The organism is Ruegeria sp. BHSB056 (assembly GCF_059613305.1).
The window spans coordinates 1-22,999 of the sequence record NZ_JBXWSG010000003.1 but is presented as its reverse complement, the minus strand read 5'-3'; the positions used below and the strand labels follow the sequence as shown (position 1 = coordinate 22,999).

Sequence of the window (22,999 nt, the reverse complement as noted above, 5' to 3'; positions counted from 1 at the left end):
TTACTTTCCTTCAATGCTCAGCGCTTCGTTAACCAGCGCTTCTTGTTGGGCTTTGTGTTGGCTGGCCAGCCCCGTTGCGGGCGAGGCCGATGTGGCGCGACCGGCATAGGTCGGGCGAGTGTGTTTTGCATCGATACGGGACAGGACCCATTCGATGTTGGGTTCGATAAAGGTCCACGCACCCTGGTTCTTGGGCTCTTCCTGGCACCAGACCATCTCGGCATTCTTGAACCGTTCGAGTTCGTTGATCAGTGAATGTGCCGGGAACGGATAGAATTGTTCGATCCGCATCAGGTAGATGTCGTCGATGCCACGCGCATCGCGTTCCTCCAGCAGGTCGAAGTAGACTTTGCCGGAACACATGACGACGCGCTTGATCTTGTCATCGGCCACCAGCTTGGTGTCAGAGTTGCCCTTCTGCGCATCATCCCACAGCACCCGGTGGAAGCTGGACCCAGTGGTAAAGTCATCCGCCGTGCTGACGGCCAGCTTATGACGCAGCAGTGACTTCGGTGTCACCAGGATCAGTGGCTTCCGGAAGGTCCGGTGCAACTGACGGCGCAGGATGTGGAAATAGTTCGCCGGTGTCGTGCAATTCGCCACGATCCAGTTGTCCTGACCGCACATTTGCAGGAACCGTTCCAGACGCGCTGACGAGTGTTCCGGGCCTTGCCCTTCGAACCCGTGTGGCAGCAATGTGACCAGACCGGACATCCGCAGCCACTTGCTTTCACCCGAGCTGATGAACTGGTCGAACATGATCTGCGCTCCGTTGGCAAAGTCGCCGAACTGCGCCTCCCACAGAACCAGAGCGTTCGGTTCTGCCAGCGAATAGCCGTATTCGAAACCCAGCACCGCGTATTCGGACAGCATCGAGTCGATAACATCGTATTGGGATTGCCCGGCACGGATGTTGTTAAGCGGGTAATACCGTTCTTCGGTTTCCTGATGAACAAACCCAGAGTGACGCTGGCTGAACGTGCCCCGCGTTGCATCTTGCCCGGCCAGACGCACGGGATATCCTTCGGTCAGCAACGATCCAAACGCCAGTGCCTCACCCGTGGCCCAGTCAAAACCTGCACCGGTCTCGAACATCTGCTTCTTATGTTCCAGCAACCGCCCAACGGTTTTGTGCATTGCGAAATCGTCAGGAGCTTTGGTCAGTGCGGCTCCGATTTCCGCCAGTGTCTCTGCCGAGATCGCTGTTTCACCCCGGACATAATCATCCTTGTTCTTGTCAAGATGCGACCAGCGCCCATCCAGCCAATCGGCCTTGTTGGGTTTGTAGTCTTTCCCGGCTTCGAACTCGTCGTTCAGGTGGGCCTGAAAGGCGGCCTTCATATCTTCGATCTCACCCTCGGGGATCAGGCCGTCCTTGACCAGCCGCTCGGTATACAAGGAAAGCGTTGTCTTATGGGTCTTGATCTTCTTGTACATGATCGGGTTGGTGAACATGGGCTCATCGCCCTCGTTATGGCCAAACCGGCGATAGCAGAAGATGTCCAGAACCACATCTTTATGGAACTTCTGGCGGAACTCGGTCGCCACCTTCGCGGCGTGAACTACCGCCTCGGGGTCGTCACCGTTCACATGGAAGATCGGGGCCTCGACCATCAGCGCGATATCGGTGGGATAGGGGCTTGAGCGGCTGAAATGTGGCGCGGTGGTAAACCCGATCTGGTTGTTCACCACGATATGCATTGTGCCGCCGGTTCTGTGCCCTTTCAGGCCGGACAGGCCAAAGCCCTCGGCCACAACACCCTGACCGGCAAAGGCCGCATCACCGTGCAGCAATATCGCCATGACCCTTGTGCGATCTGTATCGCCCAGTTGGTCTTGCTTGGCGCGGACCTTACCCAGAACCACCGGGTTTACCGCCTCAAGGTGAGAGGGGTTGGCGGTCAGTGACAGGTGCACACTGTTGCCATCGAATTCGCGATCGCTGGAGGCACCGAGGTGATATTTCACATCGCCAGAGCCGTCCACGTCTTCGGGCTTGAAGCTACCGCCCTGGAATTCGTTGAAAATCGCGCGATAAGGTTTGCCCATCACGTTGGCCAGAATGTTCAGGCGGCCCCGGTGCGGCATCCCGATGACGATGTCACTGAGGCCAAGCGCGCCACCGCGCTTGATGATCTGTTCCATCGCCGGGATAAGCGCCTCGCCTCCGTCCAGACCGAACCGCTTGGTGCCCATGTACTTGACGTGCAGGAACTTCTCAAAGCCCTCGGCCTCGACCATTTTGTTCAGGATCGCCTTGCGGCCTTCTTTGGTGAATGCGATTTCCTTGCCATAGCCCTCGATCCGCTCCTTCAGCCACGCGGCTTCCTCGGGGTTCGAGATATGCATGTATTGCAGCGCAAAAGTGCCGCAATATGTGCGTTTCACGATCTCAACGATCTGCCGCATCGAAGCGACCTGCAATCCCAGTACGTTGTCGATAAAGATCGGGCGATCCATGTCGGCATCGGTGAAACCGTAAGTCTTCGGGTCCAGCTCAGGATGTGTGCTGGCAGCACGCATGCCCAGCGGGTCCAGATCCGCGGCGAGATGGCCCCGGATGCGATAGGCCCGGATCAGCATCAGTGCCCGCAAACTGTCCAGCACCGCACGTTTGATCTGGTCGTCGCTGACCTCGACCCCCTTGTCAGCCGCCTTGTCCTTGATCTTCTTGCCCGCCGCTTTGGCGTCAATCTCGGCCCATTCCCCGGTCAGCGCGCCCGTGAGGTCATCTGCAGGCATCGGAGGCCAGTCGGTGCGCGCCCAGGACGGACCGTCGGCTTCGCGCTGAACATCGGGTGCGGCATCACCCATGGCATCAAAGAACGCGCCCCATGCGGCATCCACCGCACCGGGATCCTTGGTGTATTGGGCATAAAGCTGTTCCAGATATTCGGCATTATGCCCCTGCATAAAGCTCGAGGCATGAAACTGGTCGTTAGGGCTGTGTTCGGTCATGGGGCTACCTCTGTTGGGTTGGGACCGTATTTGTTGGTGCCGGGTTCGCTGGGACGGGCCAGCCACCAGAGCACCAGAAGGGGTGACACCACCAGAACGATGAGTGTCGGGATGACGATAAGCAACGTGGCCTCGGTCAGCAGGATGTCCAGCGTGCCGCCATGGAACTGGCTGGCAAGGCCGATGCCAAAGATCAGGACGGCCAAAGCACCAAGGATCAGCAGGATCGGCAACAAGGCATAAAGCCCGCTGCGCCCGGTATCATGCATCCGCCGCCAGGCGACAGCCAGATGCGGGAAGAAGACAATCAGGCCGACAATGCTCTGCACCGGCCCCGAGGACGTGGCCGCAACGGATGTAGACGCCTCGGTCTCGGACACCGCGACCTGCGTGAAAAACTTCAGATCAATGACCCCGGCGATGATGCTCCAGATCAAGATGAACAGGAAAAAGAACCAGTATTCAGGCCGCGAGGCACGACCCGAGAAGGTGAAGAATTTGGAGAAACAGGTGCGGATGGCGTCAGAGAAGGTCATCTTCATAACCCGCAAACTATGCTCGCGCGCTGATTGTCGCGCAACCTGTCAAGGAATGTCGGCTCCAACTCTGAAACAACCGGCGTATCGCCGCAAAGCTGCCTGCCAAATGTGAACAATGCATCCGAAGAAATCAGACTTGGATCATAGGACACGATGTTCGGATCGCTTGGAAAATCGACCAAGACCACTCTGACCCCGTCTGGCGCTTCTTCCTGAGCCAAGCGCTCTGGAAACGACACGGCCCAGAACAACAAGGCAAAAAAGCCGCCTAGAAGGCAGCACAGAAAGCCTATGATCTTGAGAAACCTCATCTTAGATGCCCCGCCCGGCGGCATCGCCGGGCAGCGCCCGACCCTCCCCCCGGGAGGGCGCTTGCAGCACCCACCCAGGGTCGGGCGCTGCCCTCAGCGCCTGTGGAGAGTCGGCTTTCCATCAGCCAATCGCTTCCAGAACAGCCTCACCCAGCTGCGCCGGGCTTTCGGCCACGACGATACCGGCTGAGCGCATGGCTTCGATCTTGTCCTCGGCACCGCCCTTGCCACCGGCAACAATCGCGCCCGCGTGGCCCATGCGGCGGCCCGGAGGGGCCGTGCGGCCTGCGATGAAACCTGCAACCGGCTTTTTGCGGCCTTTCTTGGCCTCATCGGCCAGGAACTGCGCAGCCTCTTCCTCGGCCGAGCCGCCGATCTCACCGATCATGATTATCGACGTGGTTTCGTCGTCCGCCAGGAACCATTCCAGCACGTCGATATGCTCAGTTCCTTTGATCGGGTCGCCGCCAATGCCCACACAGGTGGACTGGCCCAGTCCTACGTCCGTTGTCTGTTTCACGGCTTCATAAGTAAGTGTACCCGAGCGGGAAACGACACCCACGCTCCCGCGTTTGTGAATATGGCCGGGCATGATGCCGATCTTGCAGGCGTCGGGCGTGATGACACCGGGGCAGTTCGGGCCGATCAGGCGCGACTTGCTGCCTTCCAGCGCGCGTTTCACTTTCATCATGTCCAGAACCGGGATACCTTCGGTGATGCAGACAATCACTTCCATCTCGGCATCAATCGCTTCGAGGATCGAGTCCGCCGCGAATGGGGGCGGTACGTAGATCACCGATGCGTTGGCTTCGGTCACGTGCTTTGCCTCGTGGACCGAGTTGAACACGGGCAGGCCCAAATGCTCCATCCCGCCTTTGCCGGGGGTTACGCCGCCAACCATCTTGGTGCCATAGGCAATGGCCTGTTCGCTGTGGAATGTACCTTGCGAGCCGGTAAAGCCCTGACAGATCACTTTGGTGTTTTCGTCGATGAGGACTGCCATTTTGTCCCTTTCTCTAGGCGGTGTTGGATTGATAGGGTTCTGCCGCTGGAAGAACCTGCGGCGCATAGGTAATTTTCTGAAGCGTGGCGCGACCAAGGACCAGGTTGGCCATCGTGCGCAGGCCGCTGCTGATTTCGGCGACACCGCGCCTGATTTTTTGTCGGACCAGCGGCCAGCCCGTAGGGCGTGCGCGGGGGGCACCCATCTGGATTTCGCCCGGCGCCTCGTTGCCTTGCTCGACCATCGCAGGAACCACCTGATAGACATTGACCCGACGCGCCGCAGCCGAGGCTGATGGGTTGAACAACAGGCCATCCAGCGTGATGTCATAGGGCTTTTGCGCCAGGAAATGTTCTGCCGCATTTCGGGTCAACGCATATGCGGCACCGCCGGGGTGGCGTGAGTGCATCAGGCGCAGTTCCCGACCCAGATGGGATGAGCTTTTGCGCTCAAGTGCGAGGTAAAGCTTTGTGCTGCGCCAGCGTTCGAACCGCACGATATCGGCATCCTCTGGCCACCAGGATGCATCGTTCAACCAATCCGCCAGTTCTGGCGACAGGAAAACATCATCCTCAAGTATCAAAGCCTGCTCCGCGCCAGAGGCGACAACGGCCTCCCACGCTTTAGCGTGACTGAGGGTGCAGGCCATGTCCTTGGTATGGAAATAACCCCAAGGTCCCTCAGACCGGCATTCACGCAGGAACTCCTCACGGGTGGCGGCGTCGCAATCAACAGCGTTGATGCGCGTTGCCGACAGGCCTGCCTTTTGCAGCTCCTGCGCCATCAAACGCGCCCGCCCGGTGGCGCGTTCTAGGCCTATGAGGAAGATGGGGATGGTCATGGGGTTACATTTCCAGTCAGATCAGGCAGTCTGTACCAACAGCGATTTGGTCCGCGAGCCGGTAGAGCCCTGACAGATCACTTTGGTATTTTCGTCGATGAGGACTGCCATTTTAGTGGCTCCTTCGCTTGCTATCTTATCTGTTGAAGTTCGATGGACGAGTATTGCTGTCCAGCGGGTTGTTTCGGAGGTTGCCCGGAGACGATGTAGACATTTCGCCCTGCAATGGGTTTGTCGGCTCTCAGCGTAGTTCTCGAAGAGCTTCTGGTCGTCTGATAAGTAGATGAACCATCGATGTGCTTTGCAGCCATCCGCTTTTGTATTTCTTCTACGTCAGTGGAAGTTAGGTTTTTCGACGCGATATAGCAGTAGTCATACTCGACCCTGCCCCTGGTTCCAAAATCAGAAGTTCTGGTTCCGGTGACTGCATAGATCCAATTCGGCTCACTGAAGAACCGAGTTCCTCCCTCGGACGTGTTAGAAATACGTTCAAGGCCTGAGTTCTCCAGCGTTTGAGTTGCTTGAGAAGGATTACCCAAGCTGGCCATGCAGACCGTTTCAAACAGCACACTCGCTTCTTCAATTGCACTGCTTCGTGTTACCGGCGCGTTCGTGCAACCAGCTAAAAGAATTGCGGTTGCCAAGGAGATCTTCTGGAAATTCATTCAATCGGCCTTTGAAAGTGATACTCATCCCGAGGACAGAGGAAGGTTTGCATTTCTGCAAATCTTCCTCCCACTCTGCTCAACCCTTAACCGCCTTCACGATCTTCTCGGCACCGTCTTTCAGGTTGTCCGCCGCGATCACGTCCAGACCCGAATTGTTGATGATCTCTTTGCCTTTCTCGACATTGGTGCCTTCCAGACGCACGACCAGCGGAACTTGCAGCCCAACCTCTTTCACCGCAGCCACCACGCCCTCGGCGATGACGTCACAGCGCATGATGCCGCCGAAGATATTGACCAGAATGCCTTTGACCTGCGGGTCCGAGGTGATGATCTTGAACGCTTCGGTCACCTTCTCTTTGGTCGCACCGCCGCCCACGTCGAGGAAGTTGGCAGGCTCGGCCCCATAAAGCTTGATGATGTCCATCGTGGCCATCGCCAGACCGGCACCGTTCACCATACAGCCAATCTCACCATCCAGTGCGATGTAGTTCAAGTCGTATTTGCTGGCTTCCAGTTCCTTGGGGTCTTCCTCGGTCGTGTCGCGCAGTTCAGCGATATCTGGGTGGCGGTAGACTGCGTTGCCATCAAAGCCAACTTTGGCATCCAGCACTTTCAGGTCGCCGCTGTCGGATACGATCAGCGGGTTGATCTCGAGCATCTCCATATCCTTCTCGACGAAGGCTTTGTAGAGGATGCCCATAAGCCTGACACATTGCTTGACCTGCGCGCCCTCAAGCCCCAGCGAAAACGCGATGCGGCGACCGTGGTAGGGTTGGTAGCCGGTGGCCGGGTCAACCGAGAAGGACAGGATTTTCTCGGGCGTCGCGGCAGCAACCTCTTCGATGTCCATACCGCCTTCGGTCGAGCAGACAAACGAGATACGGCTGGTCTGACGATCTACCAGCAGAGCCAGGTACAGTTCACGCTCGATGCCGGAACCGGCTTCGATATAGATGCGGTTGACCTGCTTGCCTGCCGGACCCGTCTGATGGGTGACCAGAGTGCGCCCCAGCATCTTCTTGGCTTCTTCGGCCGCTTCCTCGACCGATTTCGTCAGCCGGACACCGCCTTTTTCACCAGCATCGGCTTCTTTGAACGAGCCTTTGCCGCGGCCACCCGCGTGAATCTGCGCCTTGACGACCCAAAGCGGCCCATCCAGTTCACCGGCTGCGGTTTTGGCTTCCTCGGCGCGCAATACGGCGCGACCATCGGAGACCGGAGCGCCGTAGCTGCGAAGAAGAGCCTTGGCCTGATATTCGTGAATGTTCATCGAAATTGTCCCGTCTGACTGCGTTTAACCGTTATAGGCGTGTCTAGCGGGCAAATTTAAAGGGTTTTTTGACCTGCAACGGGAAATTGTCGAAGATTTTCAACATTTGTGATCACGGGTTTTTAGGGTGTGATCACAAAAATTCGAGTGTCATCGATTGATTCGATATTCCTGCACAGTTTTTTGAAATCACATTCGAAAAAAGGGATTTGGGACGTTTGCGCCAACATATGCGGCCGGGTTCCGGGGTGGTAAATGAAAACCGGCCCAGAATTGGGCCGGCCTCAAATTCGGATTGTCTGGTAGTTTTATGCCAGTGAACTGTCGATACCTTTGCACGCCTCGATCAGGCCCTTCACGGCGTTGACCGAGTTGTCGAAGCCGGCTTGCTCGTCTTCGTTCAGCTTGATGTTCACAATGCGCTCGACGCCACCAGCGCCGATGACTGTCGGCACCCCGACATAAAGGCCGTTAACACCCAACTCACCGCTGCAGTACGCCGCACAAGGCAGAACACGCTTCTGGTCTTTCAGATAGGCTTCGGCCATTTCGATCGCCGAGGTGGCGGGCGCGTAATAAGCCGATCCGGTTTTCAGCAAACCGACGATTTCGGCGCCACCATCACGGGTGCGCTGTACGATGGCATCCAGCTTTTCTTGCGAGGTCCAGCCCATTTCAACCAGATCAGGCAGCGGGATGCCAGCAACGGTCGAGTAACGAACCGACGGCACCATGGTGTCGCCGTGGCCGCCCAATACGAACGCGGTTACATCGCGCATCGAGACGTTGAACTCTTCCGACAGGAAATGCGCGAAACGTGCTGAATCCAGCACGCCAGCCATGCCGCAGACTTTGTTGTGCGGCAGGCCCGAGAATTCGCGCAGCGCCCAGACCATGGCATCCAGCGGGTTGGTGATACAGATCACGAACGCATCGGGCGCGTGTGCTGCGATGCCTTCGCCGACCGATTTCATGACTTTCAGGTTGATGCCCAGCAGGTCATCGCGGCTCATGCCCGGCTTGCGGGCTACGCCTGCGGTCACGATGCAAACATCCGCCCCGGCGATATCAGCATAGTCGCTGGTGCCTTTCATCGTTGCGTCAAAGCCTTCGGACGGGCCTGACTCGGCGATGTCGAGCGCCTTGCCCTGTGGCAGCCCGTCAGCGATGTCAAACAGGACAACGTCACCCAGTTCTTTGACAGCTGCAAGATGCGCAAGCGTGCCGCCGATGTTCCCCGCGCCGATCAGCGCAATCTTGGGTCTGGCCATTTGGAATATCTCCAGTCGGTTTTGAAATCGCGGCTGTGCTATTCGCTAAAACGGCATTAGGCAAGAGTTCTGCGACGTGGCATACAACCGCATACCGTTTGCGAGACCCTATGTGGTTGCGCTAAAGGGCCTTTGAGACAAGCCAAAACCGGGGTTGGTGGATGTTCGAATTGAACCTGATGTTTTTTGCTGTGGCGATCCCGGCGGTGATTTTTGCGGGAATCTCGAAGGGCGGTTTCGGCTCGGGCGTGGCCTTTGCGTCATCATCGATTCTGGCCTTGATCCTAACGCCCGGGCAAGCCCTGGCCCTGATGCTGCCGATTCTGATGGTGATCGATGTGGCCACTTTGGGCCCTTATTGGAAGCGGTGGAGCTGGAGGGATGCACGCGTGCTGATCCTAGGTGCTGTACCCGGTGTGGCAATGGGGGCATGGCTTTACCGTTCAACGGATGATGACCTGCTGCGCCTGCTGATCGGCGGCATCTCTGTTGGGTTTGTGATCTGGCACATCGCACAGTCAAAAGGCTGGGTGCGCGGGTTTGCCAGACGGTTGCCACCCTCCGCTGGCCTGTTTGCAGGGCTGGTCGCGGGATTCACCAGCTTCGTCAGCCATGCCGGAGGCCCTCCGGCTGCCGTTTACCTATTGTCCCAACGGCTGACCAAGACCGAGTTTCAAGCCAGTACAGTATTGGTTTTCTGGGTGATAAATATCGTAAAGTTCGTACCCTACGCTTATCTGGGCATGTTCACATGGCAGACGGCATGGGCCGATATGCTGTTAACACCGTTTGCTGTTCTCGGTGCCTGGCTGGGCGTCCGCGCACATTTCATGTTGTCCGAACGCCTGTTCTTTGGAATTGCCTATGTGTTGCTGACCCTTACCGGCGGTAAGCTGATCTGGGACGCACTTACCTGATCAGGCGTTCGGGGGCAGCGCTTCGGCTACAGCCTCGAAAGATTGCCCCGAAGCGACAAGGCAGGTGACCCCGTTGGGAAAAGTCACCGTGATGGTCCAGCTGCCGCGTTGAGTTGAGGCGAAAAGCTCCATGACCGCGCCTTGCTGGGCCAGACCATAGCCCCTGCGCGTTTCGTCATAAGTGTCAGTCAATCTTGTCAGCACATCTTCTCGCGGTGCGCAGTTTTGCCCCTGGGCCTGTACCTGTTGTGCCGCCAGAACCATGATCCCAAGTCCCATCGTCATCTTGAACATTGTCTTTCGCATCCCGAATCCTTTCGGTTCTCTCTGCCGGTCAGGGTGCGGCGCAGGGGCCGAAATTCTGTTAAGGCAAAGCACGTTGCGTCCTGTTTGCTGCGGTGCGGCAATTTTTGGCTTGAACTTTCCGGTAAAAAATGCCCCATTCTGCGCAACTTTATTACAATGGGAGTGGTCCATGGATCCTCGTCAGCGCCCCTATCGTTCGGTTCTCTATATCCCCGGGTCCCGGGATCGGGCTTTGGAAAAGGCTCGCACTCTGCCGGTAGATGCAATCATCTTTGATCTGGAAGATGCGGTCGCAGCCGACGAAAAGGACAATGCGCGCGAAACGCTCAAGGCGGCTTTGGCTGCCGGAGGGTACGGGGCGCGGGTCAAAATCGTACGGATCAACGGGTTGGACACTGAATGGGGCCGTGCGGATGCCGAGGCTGTGCGTGACATGGACGCCGACGTGGTCCTGTTACCTAAGGTGAATTCGGCGGCTGACTTGGATGCGCTGGCAGCAATCACCGGAGATCTGCCGATCTGGGCCATGATGGAAACCCCGCGTGGAATGCTGAACGCGGCAGAAATCGCCGCGCATCCGCTGATGGCCGGATTCGTGATGGGAACAAATGATCTGGCGAAAGAGTTGCAAACCCGCTTCCGCCCAGATCGCCTGCCTATGATGACCTCGTTAGGGCTGTGCTTGCTGGCCGCCAAGGCCGAAGGGCTGATTATCATCGACGGCGTTTACAACGCCTTCAAGGATGTCGAAGGTCTGGCTTTCGAATGTGCGCAGGGCCGCGATATGGGCTTTGATGGCAAAACGCTGATCCACCCGGCCCAGGTCGAAGTGGCAAATACCGCCTTCGCGCCATCGGAAGACGAGATCGACCTGGCTCGTCGCCAGATCTCGGCCTTTGAAGAGACCGAAGCCCTTGGCCAAGGGGTCGCCGTTGTTGATGGCAAGATTGTCGAAAATCTGCACGTTGTAACTGCTCGTGAAATTCTGGCAAAAGCAGAGGCGATATTAGCTTTGCAAGCGGGGTAGGCCAGCATGGGCTTTGTTCTTCTGATCTTGGGTGTGGCGCTGTGGTGGGGGGCGCATCTGTTCAAACGTGTGGCACCTGAACGCCGCGCCGCAATGGGTGACGCGGGTAAAGGCGCTGTTGCCCTGGCTTTGGTCGCGTCGATCCTACTGATGATCTTCGGGTATCGCATGACCGACTTCATCCATGTTTGGGCGCCGCCAACCTTTCTTGTTCACGTCAACAACCTGTTGGTTTTGATCGCGATTTATATGATGAGCCCTGCGGGCACAAAAGGCCGGCTGCTGAACAAGCTGCGCCACCCGATGCTGGGCGGGTTCAAACTGTGGGCTTTTGCGCACCTGTTGGTGAACGGCGATCTGGCCTCGATCATCCTGTTTGGTGGCCTTCTGGCCTGGGCGGTGGTCGAAGTCATTGTAATCAACAAGTCTGAACCCGAGTGGACCCCGGCAGAGCCTGGCACTTACGGCAAGGATGCGATGTTCTTTGTGGCTTCGATCGTTCTGATGGGAATTATCGGGTACATCCACGGGCTGGTTGGCCCGTCTCCGTTCGGCTGATAAGGATTTGATTTGATGTCGAAACTTTATCGCTTGCTGACCGAAGAAGACACTTCGGCCTTCTGCCACAAGGTGTCCGACGCCCTGTCAAAGGGATGGGAGCTGTATGGCGACCCGGCTTACGCCTTTGATGCCAACGGCAATGTAATGCGTTGCGCGCAGGCCGTGACCAAAGAGGTCGAGGCCGATTATTCCCCCGACATGAAACTGGGACAGCAGTAATGGCGAAAACTAATCCGGGCCGATTTTTCGAGGACTATTCTGTAGGGCAGGTGTTGCAGCATGCAGTACCTCGCACCGTGACCGAGGGAGAGCGCGGCTTGTATCACGCGCTCTATCCGGCACGTCATGCGCTTTACTCTTCGGATGAATTTGCCCGGGACTGTGGGTTGCCGGAAAGCCCGATTGATGATCTGGCCGCGTTCCACATCGTGTTTGGCAAGACCGTGCCTGATATTTCCCTGAACGCAGTTGCCAATCTGGGCTATGCCGAAGGTCGTTGGCTGAAGCCCGTTTATGCTGGCGACACGCTGCGATCCGTATCAGACGTTATTGGCCTGAAGCAGAATTCCAACGGAAAAACCGGTGTTGTCTGGGTTCGTACCCAAGGGTTGAACCAGTTGAACGAGGTGGTTCTTGAATATGTGCGCTGGGTCATGGTGCGCAAGGCAAACGTAGATGCACCCGCGCCCGAGACAGTTGTTCCTGATTTGAAGGCGGCGCTTGATCCGCAGGACCTGATCGTGCCGGAAGGGCTTGATTTTTCAAACTACAATTTTGGCCTTGCGGGCGAGGTGCATCGCTGGGGCGATTATGAGATCGGTGAAACCATCGATCATGTGGACGGTGTCACCGTCGAAGAGGCCGAACATATGCTTGCCACACGTCTGTGGCAGAACACCGCCAAGGTGCATTACGACCTGACGTTCCGTCCGGAAGGCAGGCTCATTTATGGTGGGCATGTAATCTCGATGGCGCGGACTTTGTCCTTCAATGGCCTTGCAAATGCGCAGATGATTGTCGGCTTGAATGGTGGCGCCCATGCTAACCCTTGTTTTGCGGGTGATACGATCAAGGCATGGTCCGAAGTTCTGGACAAAGCGGAAACTGGGGTTCCCGGCATAGGCGCAGTACGATTGCGTCTGGTCGCGACCAAGGGAGGTGATCCGTTCAAGCTGAAGAACGAAGAAGGGCGGTACCTGCCAGACGTTCTGCTGGATCTCGACTATTGGGCATTGATGCCCAAATAAGCGATCTGACGGATATGTGACGCCACGGCTTGCAAGGCGTGATAGGTTTGCACAATGAACCTGCTACGCGCGATATTGGCCAGCGTTATTCTGGCACCGGCGGCTCAGGCCTGCGATCTGGCCTTGGCTTTGGCCGTGGATGTTTCTGGTTCGGTCGATAGCAGCGAATACCGCATCCAGATGGATGGGTTGGCCGCCGGTTTGCGCGACCCGATCGTGTCCGAGGCACTGGTGCGGGGGCAGGCGCGGCTGATGCTGGTGCAATGGACCGGCTCATCGCGCCAGCGGATCACTATTCCCTGGACACATATCGATAGCTTTGCCACGCTGGATCAGTTTGCAGGCCAGGTTGCCGCCGATCCGCGCATCTGGCGGAATTTTTCGACGGCTATCGGCGAGGCGCTTCAAATGACCCTGAGTTCATTCGATTCGGTTTCCGACTGCCGACGGCATCTGATTGACCTGTCAGGGGACGGTGTGTCCAATGAAGGGATTGAACCGACGCGGGTTCATGCGGCCCTGCGCGCCGAGGGGATCGTTGTCAACGCGCTGGCTATTGAGGAAAGCGAACCGGACCTGACGGCATATTTCTTTGAGAATGTCATCGTGGGCGAAGGTGCCTTTGTCGTTTCTGCCACCGGGTTCGCGGATTACCCGGAACGAATTCGCCGAAAACTGCTGCGCGAAGTGACGCGGCAAACGGCAGACCTGAAATGACGGTTTGAGAGATTCGTGATCACATCTCTTCGGCCTTGAAAACGCTAACATTGACAGCGCGGAATGTAATATGTGATCACGAGATTATTTTGTGTGATCACATAATTGATTTATCCGTGTAATTGAGCGCAATTTGATGGTTTTTGCACTCGCAGCACGTGACAGTGTCGCAAAAACCAGTAAAACGTTCGGTAGCCAACCGAAAAGGAGCCGCCATGGCCGATGTAAATCGGGGCAATCGCCCACTTTCGCCGCATCTGTCGATTTATCGCCCGCAGCTGACGTCGATCACGTCCATCCTGACGCGCATCACCGGTAACGCCCTTCTGCTCGCAGCTCTGTTGATCGTCTGGTGGTTTCTGGCCGCAGCAACCTCGCCCGAAGAGTTTGCAGTAGCGAATGGGGTAATAACCTCGATGCTTGGAGACCTTGTGATGGCGCTGTCCGTTTGGGGGCTTTGGTATCACACGTTGGCCGGTGTGCGGCATCTGATCTGGGACAATGCGGTTGGTCTGGATATTCCGACGGCGACCAAACTGGGTTGGGCTGTTGTCATCGGATCAGTCGTTTTGACCCTTCTGACCCTTGTCCTCGTCGCGTGATTGGAGGCCTGACATGCGTTATCTGACCGACCGCAAACGCGCCGCTGGACTTGGCTCGGCGAAATCCGGCACTGCCCATTTCTGGGCGATGAAAGTCAGCTCGGTTGCTTTGCTGATCCTTGTGCCGTTGTTTGTATTCACCTTTGGTCCGATCCTGGGCCAGCCATTCGAAGTCGTTCTTGACTACTACTCGCGACCTTTCCCTGCCATCGTGGCAGCACTGACGCTGGCGGTTGGCTTTAAACACTTTGCGGACGGTGCGCAGGTGATGCTTGAAGACTATGTTCACGGCACGCTTGAGAAGGTCCTGATCATTCTGGTGACCTGCCTGTCCTACGGTGCGGCTGCGGCCGGCATCTTCGCCATCGCGCGCATTGCCCTTTAATTCCCGGAGCTGAAAGAAATGGCTGCATACGAATACGAAACGCATGAATATGACGTGGTCGTTGTCGGCGCCGGTGGGGCCGGTCTGCGGGCGACATTGGGTATGGCGGAGCAAGGTCTGCGCACGGCATGCGTGACCAAGGTTTTCCCAACCCGTTCTCATACCGTGGCCGCGCAGGGTGGCATTGCCGCGTCGCTGTCGAATATGGGCCCCGACCATTGGCAATGGCACATGTACGACACTGTGAAGGGCTCGGACTGGTTGGGCGACACCGATGCGATGGAGTATCTCGCACGGGAAGCACCCAAGGCTGTTTACGAACTGGAACACTATGGCGTTCCGTTCAGCCGAACCGAAGAGGGTAAGATCTATCAACGCCCGTTTGGTGGTCACACTACTGAATTCGGCGAAGGCCCGGCAGTACAGCGCACCTGTGCCGCTGCGGACAGGACCGGCCACGCGATCCTTCATACGCTCTATGGTCAGTCGCTGAAGAACAATGCTGAGTTTTACATCGAGTACTTCGCCATCGACCTGATCATGTCCGATGACGGCCAGTGTCAGGGTGTTGTCTGCTGGAAGCTGGACGATGGTACGATGCATGTCTTCAATGCCAAGATGGTTGTGCTGGCGACCGGCGGTTATGGCCGCGCCTATTTCAGCGCGACCTCGGCCCATACCTGCACCGGCGATGGCGGCGGCATGGTGGCCCGTGCTGGGCTGGCCTTGCAGGATATGGAATTCGTTCAGTTCCACCCCACCGGCATCTACGGTTCGGGCTGTCTGATCACTGAAGGAGCGCGTGGCGAGGGTGGTTACCTGACCAACTCGGAAGGTGAACGGTTCATGGAGCGGTATGCGCCCCAGTACAAGGACCTCGCGCCGCGTGACTATGTCTCGCGCTCAATGACAATGGAAATCCGCGAAGGCCGTGGTGTCGGTGCGGAAGGGGATCATATTCACTTGAACCTCAGCCACCTGCCAGCCGAGGCTTTGGCAGAACGTCTTCCCGGCATTTCGGAAAGCGCCAAGATCTTTGCCGGCGTGGATGTCACCAAGGAACCGATCCCGGTTCTGCCAACCGTGCATTACAACATGGGCGGTATCCCCACAAACTATTGGGGTGAAGTTCTGAACCCAACGGCCGAGAACCCGACAGCTGTGGTGCCGGGCCTGATGGCAGTGGGCGAGGCCGGTTGCGCCTCGGTCCACGGCGCGAACCGCTTGGGCTCGAACTCGCTGATTGACCTTGTGGTCTTTGGCCGCGCGGCGGCGATCCGGGCAGGCAAAGTCGTGGATGCGGAAGCTGCGAACCCGGTTCTGAACCAGGTATCGGTCGATAAGGCCTTTGACCGGTTCGACGCGGTGCGCAACGCCAGCGGTTCCATCCCGACCGCAGAATTACGGCTTGAAATGCAGAAAACCATGCAGGCGGATGCTGCCGTGTTCCGTACCGCCAAGACCATGGCCGAAGGCGTCGAGAAGATGACGGCAATCGCTGCCAAGATGGACGATCTGAAAGTCACCGACCGGTCGCTGGTCTGGAACAGTGACCTGATGGAAACGCTGGAGCTGACCAACCTGATGCCCAACGCGCTGGCCACGATCGTCGGCGCAGAGGCGCGCAAAGAATCCCGTGGTGCCCACGCGCACGAGGATTTCTCTGCACGTGATGACGAAAATTGGCGCGTTCATACGGTTAGCCGGGTCGAAGGCAACAAGGTTGAGCTCAGCTATCGTCCCGTGATCGTCGATCCGCTGACGACCGAAGACGAAGGTGGCATCAGCCTGAAGAAAATCGCGCCCAAGGCACGTACGTTCTAAAAGGCTCGGACAGCAGGCAATGGTGAGCAAGCGCCAAATACACACGAAGACCGCAACGGCCATTGGCCAGCGGTCGATCCGTGTCCGGTGCTTGTCATGACGGTCGAGGTCCTGCAATCCGGTTCAGGCGATCCCAAGATTATCCTGATCGGGCTGAACCGCTGTGCGACGACCTCGTTTCACAGACTGTTCCAGAACAGCGGGATACCGTCGGTTCATTGGGAAGATGACCAAGGTCGAAATCTTGCGCACCGGATGTTGACCAACATTGCCATGGGGCGACGACCACTGGACGGGTTCGGAGCGGTGCGGGCCTTCACAGACATCGCTTTTGTCAATCCCCGCTTCATGCTGGACGGGGCGCGTTTCTTCCGTGAATTGCATGCTGCTTACCCGGATGCCTATTTCTTGCTGAACACACGGGACAAGGATGACTGGATTGTTTCGCGTGCCAACCATTCCGGTGGCGGGTATCTGGATCGGTGTTGCAAAGCCAATGGCCTGAGTGTGGATGAAGTGAAACGCGGCTGGGCGCATATGTATGATGTGCACCATGCCGAGGTAGAAGCCTATTTTAACGGCAACCCGCGCTTCCTGCGCTTTGATATCGACTGTGATGATCCGCAACGCGTTGCGGACTGGCTCGCGCCGGATTTTGACGTGAACATCGCCCATTGGGGGCATTATAACCGAGGGGCGTCCCAGCGCGCCCGGACAGGCTGAAAGGCGGCCTTGTGCTGAATGGAGAATTGACATGGTTCAACTGACCCTGCCCAAAAATTCCCGGATTACGACCGGCAAGACCTGGCCAAAGCCGGATGGCGCGACCAATGTGCGCAAGTTCCAGATCTATCGCTGGAACCCAGATGATGGTCAGAACCCCCGTGTAGATACCTACTTTGTCGATATGGACACGTGCGGGCCGATGGTTTTGGACGCGCTGATCAAGATCAAGAACGAAATCGATCCGACCCTGACATTTCGCCGTTCATGCCGAGAAGGTATTTGCGGCTCGTGCGCGATGAATATCGACGGGATCAACACGCTGGCCTGTATCTATGGCATGGATGAGATCAAGGGCGACGTAAAGATTTATCCGCTGCCGCATATGCCTGTGGTCAAAGACCTGATCCCTGATCTGACCCATTTTTATGCCCAGCATGCGTCGATCATGCCGTGGCTGGAAACCAAAACCAACCGTCCTGCAAAGGAATGGAAGCAGTCGATTGAAGATCGGAAAAAGCTGGATGGTCTCTATGAGTGTGTGATGTGCGCCAGCTGCTCGACCTCTTGCCCCAGCTACTGGTGGAACGGCGACCGGTATCTTGGCCCTGCTGCTCTGCTGCATGCTTATCGCTGGATCATCGACAGCCGGGATGAGGCCACGGGCGAGCGCCTGGACGAGCTGGAAGACCCGTTCAAGCTCTATCGCTGCCACACCATCATGAATTGCGCCAAGACCTGTCCCAAAGGCTTGAACCCGGCCAAGGCGATAGCCGAGATTAAGAAGATGATGGTTGAACGCGCGGTTTAAGCACCTGCGCCGCATTGCGGTAAGCGCATGTCGATCTTGCAAAATAAGGCGATGTAGCCCCGGCTGCATTGCCTTATTTTTTGGTCAGGGAGGAGTGATGAGTTCGAGTCAGGATCACTCCGATGAATACAAACACTTCCAAACAAAAAATCGACGCCAAAGAGGCCCTGAATCTTCTGGAGCAGGCATGGGCCTACTACACACCGGAGCCGGTTAAAGCCGACAAAGAGCCCGAGCTGTTCGAATACGCAAACGCGGCCTGATCAAATACGACAGCCCTTGAAAAGCTTTGGTCAATCGGCAAAGCAGAGGAATGCCTGTTCTTCTGCTTTTGTTGGCCGCCGCAGTGTTCGCCTATTTTTTTTGGCGCTCGCGCCATTCAACGCTGACACGTGATTGTCGCTGGCGGCAGGACAGACGTCAGGGCATCTGGCGGTGCAGCTTTTGTGGAGCGGAAGACGCTGCGACGGACCAACCTATGCGCTGTCTTAAGGGAAGTGAGGGTTGAATATAGGGCTTTTCGCGAGCCAGAGAATCCGCCACTCTGCACGCCATGACCGGTTCTGAGAATATTGCCCGCCCCCCAGAAGATGCCGAAGCCCGTCGTTCGGTCGCCCCTGTCATTTGTTATCCGAACGATGCATTGCCGCGACCAGATTTGCCCTGGATGAGATCTGTGCGCCAACGGGCAGCCAAAACCGGCGAAGTCCTGGTTCCTCCGCGTGAGGCGCGCTGCTTTGATGTACCTGCCGGGCATTTCTTTCGCATCACATCGGTTGAAGGCCCGCAGGTTGGCGATTTGAATTTGTGGAACCGCAATGATTTGTCGGAGCGCTTTTATTCCGGAAAGACGCGGGCTCTGCATGGCACGCACCTGACCATCGGAGAGCGGATGTGGTCCAGTTTCCCACATCTGCGCCCGATGGCCACCATCATAGCGGATACACTGGAGTGGTACGGGATCGATGCCTATGGGGGATCGGTTCATGACGTAATCGGTACGCGTTGTGATCCATATACGGGCAACTTGCTGTCCGGCACGCAGTATCACCACTGTTGCCATTCCAACCTGACCCGCGCGCTGGCGGATCATCTGAATATCCCGATGGATGAGGCCGAACCCGCGGTGCACGACGTTTTGAACGTCTTCATGTGTACCGGTTTCACTCGGGATACAGGGCGGTATTTCATGAAAGCATCGCCCGTTCGCCCCGGCGACTATCTGGAATTCTTTGCCGAGATCGATTTGCTTGGCAATCTCAGCGCCTGTCCGGGTGGGGATTGTTCCTCGGAACATTCCTCTGACACCGCCGCGTGTTATCCCTTGTTGGTCGAAACATTTGCCGCGACGGCCACAGACCTGGATGGCTGGGAAAGCCCGGCGCGCAATGGCTATGATCGCACGCACGGGCGTTAGGATCTGCGGGCACCCACCTTACTGCTAGTTGCCCGGGAATGCGGCCTGTAGCGCGATTTCCACCATGTCTCCAAAGCTGCTTTCACGTTCCGAGGATGGCAGAGCTTCTCCCGTCAGAAGGTGATCGGAAACAGTGAGAACTGCCAGAGCACGACATTTGTGGCGCGCTGCCAGGATATAGAGCTCGGCCGCCTCCATTTCGACGCCAAGAATCCCGTGACGCACCATCTGTTCATTCAGGTCCGGGCGCTCATCATAGAAAACGTCCGAAGAATAAATCCCACCGACATGGGTAGGAGTCCCTTTGGCAGCCGCCGCCTTTGCTGCCGCCTGCAACAAACTCCAATCGGCGCAGGGCGCAAAGTTCAGTTCTTTCATGATACCGCGTGACGGCGTGCTCAGCGTTGTCGAAGTCAATGCCAGAATGACGTCTCGAATTTTGACACTGTCCTGCATTCCGCCACACGACCCAATTCGGATCAGGGTTTTTGCACCGTAATCACGAATTAACTCATTTACGTAAATAGAGAGCGAGGGCATTCCCATGCCGCTACCCTGTATCGTTACAGGATTTCCCTTCCAATTTCCGGTAAACCCAAGCATCCCCCGGACGTTATTGACTTGTTTCACATCGTCCAAAAACGTCTCGGCTGCCCATTTCGCCCGATAAGGATCTCCGGGTAATAGAACAGTTTCTGCAATTTCGCCTTTTTCAGCGCCTATATGGATTGTCATTGTTTTGATCCGCCCTGATCAGATTTCAAGATCGGAAATATCGGCACCCGCCTGCAACGCATAATGCACCCATTTCGGCTTGCGGCCGCGACCTGTCCAGGTTTGTTCCGGATTGGCAGGATTGCGGTATTTTTCTTTTGTTTTCTTTTGCTTGGATGCGCGGGGTGCGTCGCCTGAAAGCTCGGATAGCGAATACCCGAATTCCGCGGCGGCCTTTTCAGCGGCTTTCAATGCCTCACGGCGCTCGCGTTTTTCGGCTCCTACCAAGGCTTTTTCGACATCGTCACGCAGTGCCATAAGGTCTTTACGCGACATCTGTTCAAGATTGATCCCCATCATTCATCTCCGAAGGATATATTTACGGTGCACTTGAACGCGCACCGTAATTCTAACGAATGGTTTATTCCATCCCAAATATCCAATGGGAAGAAACGGAGAATTAGGAGTCTAAAACCTCAGTTACTCGGCTGCGAGGTTTTTGGGGTCTACCAGCGTTACGATATCGCTCATGATCGCATTAAGTTCAAAGTTTTTGGGGGTGTAAACCTTGGATACACCCATTGCTTTCAATTTTGCGGCATCTTCATCAGGAATAATTCCGCCGACAACCACGGGAATGTGAGACAGCCCAGCCTTTTGCAGCCGATCCATTACATCTTCTACCAAAGGCAGATGGCTGCCGGACAGGATCGACAGCCCGATGACGTGTGCGTCACCGTCACAGGCTGAGGTGACAATTTCTTCCGGGGTCAACCGGATACCCTCATAGCTGATATCCATGCCGCAGTCGCGGGCACGGAACGCGATTTGTTCGGCGCCGTTGGAATGGCCGTCCAACCCCGGTTTTCCAACCAGGAACTTCAGGCGCCGTCCCAGTTTGTCGCTGACAGCATCAACCGCCGTGCGCAGGTCCTCCAACCCTTCGGTCTTATTCGAGACCGATCCGGAAACACCGGTCGGGCCACGATAAGTGCCGAAGACCTTGCGCATCTCTTCGGCCCACTCTCCGGTTGTCACACCAGCCTTGGCAGCGGCAATGGACGGCTCCATGACGTTCGCTCCTGTCTGAGCAGCCTGGCGCAATGCGGCCAAGGTCGCTGCAACAGCCGCTTCGTCCCGCTCAGCCCGCCACGCATTCAGGCGGTCGATCTGTTCCTGTTCCACGGCAGGATCTACGACCATGATGCCGCCATCTTCGGTCTGCAAGGGCGAAGCCTCGCCTTCCATCCATTTGTTCACGCCGACGACGACGGTTTCGTTGCGTTCGATCCGGTTCAGACGTTCAGCGTTGGAATCCACAAGGCGGGATTTCATATACTCGATTGCCGCAACCGCACCGCCCATCGAATCCAGGTTCGCCAGTTCTGCGCGTGCACCTGCTTTCAGTTCTTCGACCTTGGCATCAACAGCCGGGTTGCCATCGAACAGATCATCGAATTCCAGCAGATCAGTTTCATAGGCCAGAATCTGCTGCATCCGCATGGACCATTGCTGATCCCAAGGGCGTGGCAGGCCAAGCGCCTCGTTCCAGGCGGGCAACTGCACCGCACGGGCGCGTGCATTCTTCGACAGGGTTACGGCCAGCATCTCGATCAGGATGCGGTAGACGTTGTTTTCAGGCTGTTGCTCGGTCAGACCCAGAGAGTTCACCTGCACGCCATACCGGAATCGGCGGAACTTCGGATTTTCAACACCATAGCGTTGTTGCAGAATCTCATCCCAAAGATCCACGAAGGCACGCATTTTGCACATTTCGGTGACAAAGCGGATGCCGGCATTCACAAAAAAGGAAATCCGGCCGCAGAGCGCCGGGAAATCCTCGGCAGGTACTCGTGGGCGCAATTCGTCCAGCACGGCGATGGCAGTGGCCAGGGCGTACGCGAGCTCCTGCTCTGGCGTTGCGCCCGCCTCTTGCAGGTGATACGAGCACACGTTCATCGGGTTCCATTTCGGAACATTGGTATAGCAATACTCGGCCACGTCCGCGATCATCTTGAGCGACGGTTTTGGCGGGCAAACATAAGTGCCCCGGCTCAGATATTCCTTGATCAGGTCGTTCTGGACCGTGCCCTGCAACTTGGAAACGTCAGCGCCCTGTTCCTCGGCCGCTGCGATGTAAAGGGCAAGCAACCAAGGGGCGGTGGCGTTGATCGTCATAGACGTGTTCATCTGTTCCAATGGAATCTGATCGAACAAAACCCGCATATCGCCCAGATGGCAAACGGGGACCCCGACCTTGCCAACTTCGCCACGTGCCAACGTGTGGTCACTGTCATATCCGGTCTGGGTGGGCAGATCGAAGGCAACCGAAAGACCGGTTTGCCCTTTGGCAAGGTTGCCACGATAAAGCGCGTTCGAGGCCTTGGCGGTAGAATGACCGGCATAGGTCCGGATGAGCCAGGGGCGATCTTTCTGCATCTGCGTCATGAAGGGGCCTCGCGTTTCGGTGGGCAATAAAATTACGTCTACGGGTTCTAAAGCGCAATTTTCGGGACATGTCAATTCGCTGCGTTGCGGCATCCTGCAATTGTTCAGATTGTGAGTAGCTGCGTTTGGTGGCAAGGTGCGGCCATGACGCAAACCGTGGAACTTCCGCTTTGGCTTTTTGTGCTGATCGTGGTCTTTGCCATGGTTACTTTCGCTTCACATTTCCTGTTCCCGTCAGTCCGGTGGTTCTTCCGCCGCCGGTTGGAACGTGCCGTGGCGCGTTTGAACCAGCGCCTGCAACGTCCGATCCAACCGTTCAAGCTGGCCCGCCGGCACGACATGATTCAACGGCTGATTTATGATCCACAGGTCGGAAAAGCGGTCCAGCATCACGCCCTTGAAACCGGAATACCCGAAGCCGTCGCATCCGAGCAAGCAC

At 56.9% G+C, this 22,999-nt stretch carries 25 protein-coding genes and 1 pseudogene; 14 read left to right on the top strand and 12 right to left on the bottom strand.

Annotated elements, in window-relative coordinates:
• The 8 genes from AC2FND_RS01450 to mdh all read right to left on the bottom strand — a co-directional run bounded on the left by AC2FND_RS01450 (position 1) and on the right by mdh (position 8,861).
• A complete protein-coding gene (locus tag AC2FND_RS01450) occupies positions 1 to 2,958 on the bottom strand; it encodes a 2-oxoglutarate dehydrogenase E1 component (RefSeq protein ID WP_496767488.1) in 2,958 nt (985 codons plus the stop codon).
• The gene (locus AC2FND_RS01445; protein WP_496767487.1) at positions 2,955 to 3,494 is read right to left on the bottom strand and encodes a DUF805 domain-containing protein; all 540 of its coding nucleotides are present in this window, start codon (positions 3,492 to 3,494) and stop codon (positions 2,955 to 2,957) included. The genes AC2FND_RS01450 and AC2FND_RS01445 overlap by 4 nt, the downstream gene beginning before the upstream one ends.
• Positions 3,495 to 3,496: 2 nt before the next feature.
• A complete protein-coding gene (locus AC2FND_RS01440; RefSeq protein WP_170712664.1) occupies positions 3,497 to 3,808 on the bottom strand; it encodes a hypothetical protein in 312 nt (103 codons plus the stop codon).
• Positions 3,809 to 3,929: 121 nt separating this feature from the next.
• Positions 3,930 to 4,811 carry a succinate--CoA ligase subunit alpha gene (sucD, locus tag AC2FND_RS01435; RefSeq protein WP_209506539.1) on the bottom strand — a complete coding sequence of 294 codons (882 nt, stop codon included), beginning with the start codon at positions 4,809 to 4,811 and terminating at the stop codon, positions 3,930 to 3,932.
• 13 nt (positions 4,812 to 4,824) lie between these two features.
• Complete coding sequence (locus AC2FND_RS01430; RefSeq protein ID WP_496767486.1) at positions 4,825 to 5,652, bottom strand: glycosyltransferase family 25 protein; 828 nt, start codon at positions 5,650 to 5,652, stop codon at positions 4,825 to 4,827.
• Positions 5,653 to 5,783: 131 nt separating this feature from the next.
• The gene (locus AC2FND_RS01425; protein ID WP_480506734.1) at positions 5,784 to 6,317 is read right to left on the bottom strand and encodes a hypothetical protein; all 534 of its coding nucleotides are present in this window, start codon (positions 6,315 to 6,317) and stop codon (positions 5,784 to 5,786) included.
• Between the two features lie 79 nt (positions 6,318 to 6,396).
• On the bottom strand, positions 6,397 to 7,590 hold the full coding sequence (gene sucC, locus AC2FND_RS01420; RefSeq protein ID WP_267363198.1) for an ADP-forming succinate--CoA ligase subunit beta: 1,194 nt from the start codon (positions 7,588 to 7,590) through the stop codon (positions 6,397 to 6,399).
• A 308-nt stretch (positions 7,591 to 7,898) separates the two neighbouring features.
• Complete coding sequence (mdh, locus tag AC2FND_RS01415) at positions 7,899 to 8,861, bottom strand: malate dehydrogenase (protein ID WP_209506532.1); 963 nt, start codon at positions 8,859 to 8,861, stop codon at positions 7,899 to 7,901.
• Between the two features lie 161 nt (positions 8,862 to 9,022).
• Between mdh and AC2FND_RS01410 the strand changes: the two genes are divergently transcribed.
• Complete coding sequence (locus AC2FND_RS01410; RefSeq protein WP_496767484.1) at positions 9,023 to 9,778, top strand: sulfite exporter TauE/SafE family protein; 756 nt, start codon at positions 9,023 to 9,025, stop codon at positions 9,776 to 9,778.
• Here AC2FND_RS01410 and AC2FND_RS01405 read toward each other — a convergent pair whose 3' ends face one another.
• Positions 9,779 to 10,084, bottom strand: a complete 306-nt coding sequence (locus AC2FND_RS01405) for a hypothetical protein (RefSeq protein ID WP_209598644.1) — start codon at positions 10,082 to 10,084, stop codon at positions 9,779 to 9,781.
• Positions 10,085 to 10,253: 169 nt separating this feature from the next.
• Between AC2FND_RS01405 and AC2FND_RS01400 the strand changes: the two genes are divergently transcribed.
• The 12 genes from AC2FND_RS01400 (at position 10,254) to AC2FND_RS01345 (ending at position 19,398) form a co-directional block, all read left to right on the top strand.
• The gene (locus AC2FND_RS01400; protein WP_496767482.1) at positions 10,254 to 11,111 is read left to right on the top strand and encodes an HpcH/HpaI aldolase/citrate lyase family protein; all 858 of its coding nucleotides are present in this window, start codon (positions 10,254 to 10,256) and stop codon (positions 11,109 to 11,111) included.
• Positions 11,112 to 11,117: 6 nt separating this feature from the next.
• On the top strand, positions 11,118 to 11,669 hold the full coding sequence (locus AC2FND_RS01395) for an NnrU family protein (protein WP_496767481.1): 552 nt from the start codon (positions 11,118 to 11,120) through the stop codon (positions 11,667 to 11,669).
• 15 nt (positions 11,670 to 11,684) lie between these two features.
• The gene (locus AC2FND_RS01390) at positions 11,685 to 11,891 is read left to right on the top strand and encodes a DUF1737 domain-containing protein (RefSeq protein ID WP_209506521.1); all 207 of its coding nucleotides are present in this window, start codon (positions 11,685 to 11,687) and stop codon (positions 11,889 to 11,891) included.
• A complete protein-coding gene (locus tag AC2FND_RS01385; protein WP_496767479.1) occupies positions 11,891 to 12,919 on the top strand; it encodes a MaoC family dehydratase in 1,029 nt (342 codons plus the stop codon). Before AC2FND_RS01390 ends, AC2FND_RS01385 begins: the two co-directional genes overlap by 1 nt.
• A 54-nt stretch (positions 12,920 to 12,973) precedes the next feature.
• Entirely contained in the window at positions 12,974 to 13,636 is a 663-nt protein-coding gene (locus AC2FND_RS01380) for a DUF1194 domain-containing protein (RefSeq protein WP_209506517.1), read from the top strand.
• A 215-nt stretch (positions 13,637 to 13,851) separates the two neighbouring features.
• Positions 13,852 to 14,238, top strand: a complete 387-nt coding sequence (sdhC, locus tag AC2FND_RS01375) for a succinate dehydrogenase, cytochrome b556 subunit (RefSeq protein WP_496767477.1) — start codon at positions 13,852 to 13,854, stop codon at positions 14,236 to 14,238.
• Between the two features lie 13 nt (positions 14,239 to 14,251).
• Complete coding sequence (sdhD, locus tag AC2FND_RS01370) at positions 14,252 to 14,623, top strand: succinate dehydrogenase, hydrophobic membrane anchor protein (RefSeq protein WP_209506513.1); 372 nt, start codon at positions 14,252 to 14,254, stop codon at positions 14,621 to 14,623.
• 18 nt (positions 14,624 to 14,641) lie between these two features.
• A complete protein-coding gene (sdhA, locus tag AC2FND_RS01365) occupies positions 14,642 to 16,447 on the top strand; it encodes a succinate dehydrogenase flavoprotein subunit (RefSeq protein ID WP_209506511.1) in 1,806 nt (601 codons plus the stop codon).
• 96 nt (positions 16,448 to 16,543) lie between these two features.
• Positions 16,544 to 17,170, top strand: coding sequence for a sulfotransferase (locus AC2FND_RS01360; protein ID WP_209598641.1), 627 nt, complete (start codon positions 16,544 to 16,546; stop codon positions 17,168 to 17,170).
• Between the two features lie 31 nt (positions 17,171 to 17,201).
• Positions 17,202 to 17,981, top strand: coding sequence for a succinate dehydrogenase iron-sulfur subunit (locus AC2FND_RS01355; RefSeq protein WP_152456842.1), 780 nt, complete (start codon positions 17,202 to 17,204; stop codon positions 17,979 to 17,981).
• Positions 17,982 to 18,103: 122 nt separating this feature from the next.
• Positions 18,104 to 18,244 (top strand): hypothetical protein, encoded by a 141-nt coding sequence (locus tag AC2FND_RS01350; RefSeq protein ID WP_209506507.1) that lies wholly within the window; start codon positions 18,104 to 18,106, stop codon positions 18,242 to 18,244.
• Positions 18,245 to 18,534: 290 nt separating this feature from the next.
• Positions 18,535 to 19,398 (top strand): urea carboxylase-associated family protein, encoded by an 864-nt coding sequence (locus AC2FND_RS01345; protein ID WP_496767475.1) that lies wholly within the window; start codon positions 18,535 to 18,537, stop codon positions 19,396 to 19,398.
• A 24-nt stretch (positions 19,399 to 19,422) separates the two neighbouring features.
• Here the strand turns inward: AC2FND_RS01345 and deoD are convergent, their stop codons facing one another.
• The 3 genes from deoD to AC2FND_RS01330 form a co-directional block, all read right to left on the bottom strand.
• Complete coding sequence (deoD, locus tag AC2FND_RS01340; RefSeq protein WP_496767473.1) at positions 19,423 to 20,133, bottom strand: purine-nucleoside phosphorylase; 711 nt, start codon at positions 20,131 to 20,133, stop codon at positions 19,423 to 19,425.
• An 18-nt stretch (positions 20,134 to 20,151) separates the two neighbouring features.
• Positions 20,152 to 20,469, bottom strand: a complete 318-nt coding sequence (locus AC2FND_RS01335; RefSeq protein WP_496767471.1) for an H-NS histone family protein — start codon at positions 20,467 to 20,469, stop codon at positions 20,152 to 20,154.
• A 123-nt stretch (positions 20,470 to 20,592) separates the two neighbouring features.
• Positions 20,593 to 22,653: a methylmalonyl-CoA mutase family protein gene (locus tag AC2FND_RS01330; protein ID WP_496767470.1), complete on the bottom strand. Its 2,061-nt coding sequence runs from the start codon at positions 22,651 to 22,653 to the stop codon at positions 20,593 to 20,595.
• 51 nt (positions 22,654 to 22,704) lie between these two features.
• Between AC2FND_RS01330 and AC2FND_RS01325 the strand changes: the two are divergent.
• Positions 22,705 to 22,999 (top strand): annotated as a pseudogene (locus AC2FND_RS01325) (1-acyl-sn-glycerol-3-phosphate acyltransferase); the annotation flags it as partial.

Coding starts and splice junctions, on each gene's coding strand:
- AC2FND_RS01450 (WP_496767488.1), bottom strand. CDS start 2,958: ATGACCGAACACAGCCCTAACGACCAGTTTCATGCCTCGAGCTTTATG.
- AC2FND_RS01445 (WP_496767487.1), bottom strand. CDS start 3,494: ATGACCTTCTCTGACGCCATCCGCACCTGTTTCTCCAAATTCTTCACC.
- AC2FND_RS01440 (WP_170712664.1), bottom strand. CDS start 3,808: ATGAGGTTTCTCAAGATCATAGGCTTTCTGTGCTGCCTTCTAGGCGGC.
- sucD (WP_209506539.1), bottom strand. CDS start 4,811: ATGGCAGTCCTCATCGACGAAAACACCAAAGTGATCTGTCAGGGCTTT.
- AC2FND_RS01430 (WP_496767486.1), bottom strand. CDS start 5,652: ATGACCATCCCCATCTTCCTCATAGGCCTAGAACGCGCCACCGGGCGG.
- AC2FND_RS01425 (WP_480506734.1), bottom strand. CDS start 6,317: ATGAATTTCCAGAAGATCTCCTTGGCAACCGCAATTCTTTTAGCTGGT.
- sucC (WP_267363198.1), bottom strand. CDS start 7,590: ATGAACATTCACGAATATCAGGCCAAGGCTCTTCTTCGCAGCTACGGC.
- mdh (WP_209506532.1), bottom strand. CDS start 8,861: ATGGCCAGACCCAAGATTGCGCTGATCGGCGCGGGGAACATCGGCGGC.
- AC2FND_RS01410 (WP_496767484.1), top strand. CDS start 9,023: ATGTTCGAATTGAACCTGATGTTTTTTGCTGTGGCGATCCCGGCGGTG.
- AC2FND_RS01405 (WP_209598644.1), bottom strand. CDS start 10,084: ATGCGAAAGACAATGTTCAAGATGACGATGGGACTTGGGATCATGGTT.
- AC2FND_RS01400 (WP_496767482.1), top strand. CDS start 10,254: ATGGATCCTCGTCAGCGCCCCTATCGTTCGGTTCTCTATATCCCCGGG.
- AC2FND_RS01395 (WP_496767481.1), top strand. CDS start 11,118: ATGGGCTTTGTTCTTCTGATCTTGGGTGTGGCGCTGTGGTGGGGGGCG.
- AC2FND_RS01390 (WP_209506521.1), top strand. CDS start 11,685: ATGTCGAAACTTTATCGCTTGCTGACCGAAGAAGACACTTCGGCCTTC.
- AC2FND_RS01385 (WP_496767479.1), top strand. CDS start 11,891: ATGGCGAAAACTAATCCGGGCCGATTTTTCGAGGACTATTCTGTAGGG.
- AC2FND_RS01380 (WP_209506517.1), top strand. CDS start 12,974: ATGAACCTGCTACGCGCGATATTGGCCAGCGTTATTCTGGCACCGGCG.
- sdhC (WP_496767477.1), top strand. CDS start 13,852: ATGGCCGATGTAAATCGGGGCAATCGCCCACTTTCGCCGCATCTGTCG.
- sdhD (WP_209506513.1), top strand. CDS start 14,252: ATGCGTTATCTGACCGACCGCAAACGCGCCGCTGGACTTGGCTCGGCG.
- sdhA (WP_209506511.1), top strand. CDS start 14,642: ATGGCTGCATACGAATACGAAACGCATGAATATGACGTGGTCGTTGTC.
- AC2FND_RS01360 (WP_209598641.1), top strand. CDS start 16,544: ATGACGGTCGAGGTCCTGCAATCCGGTTCAGGCGATCCCAAGATTATC.
- AC2FND_RS01355 (WP_152456842.1), top strand. CDS start 17,202: ATGGTTCAACTGACCCTGCCCAAAAATTCCCGGATTACGACCGGCAAG.
- AC2FND_RS01350 (WP_209506507.1), top strand. CDS start 18,104: ATGAATACAAACACTTCCAAACAAAAAATCGACGCCAAAGAGGCCCTG.
- AC2FND_RS01345 (WP_496767475.1), top strand. CDS start 18,535: ATGACCGGTTCTGAGAATATTGCCCGCCCCCCAGAAGATGCCGAAGCC.
- deoD (WP_496767473.1), bottom strand. CDS start 20,133: ATGACAATCCATATAGGCGCTGAAAAAGGCGAAATTGCAGAAACTGTT.
- AC2FND_RS01335 (WP_496767471.1), bottom strand. CDS start 20,469: ATGGGGATCAATCTTGAACAGATGTCGCGTAAAGACCTTATGGCACTG.
- AC2FND_RS01330 (WP_496767470.1), bottom strand. CDS start 22,653: ATGCCGCAACGCAGCGAATTGACATGTCCCGAAAATTGCGCTTTAGAA.